1 pseudogene is annotated in these 271 nt (G+C 48.7%); it reads right to left on the bottom strand.

What is annotated here, in order from left to right:
• Nucleotides 1-271: pseudogene (locus P5683_RS26215) on the bottom strand (IS607-like element ISArma1 family transposase); the annotation flags it as partial.

The following is a 271-nucleotide window of genomic DNA, read 5'->3' as shown; positions in this document are numbered from 1 at the left end:
CTTAGCTCTGGGCTGGGGTAAATCCGGATCTTCTTTGACCTGAGTTTTGTATTTACTCCGTCCGTATAATCGGGAACTGAAGCAGTGGAGGATGGCGAGGATGTCCTCAACCATTTCTGGTTCTGGACTGAGACTTGTCTGGTTGAGAACCATGAGTGAGCACCTGTTTTGCTCACAGAGCCATCGAAACAAGTCAAATCCCCATATTGCCAATCGGTCTTTGTGGGCAACGACAACCATGCGGACATCTCCTGACAAATGATGTCCCAGT

Source organism: Limnospira sp. PMC 1279.21, assembly GCF_032349615.1.
In the GTDB taxonomy this organism is placed as follows: Bacteria; Cyanobacteriota; Cyanobacteriia; order Cyanobacteriales; family Microcoleaceae; genus Limnospira; species Limnospira fusiformis.
The sequence above is the reverse complement of the archived record's forward strand: the minus strand, read 5'-3'. Positions and strand labels throughout refer to the sequence as shown.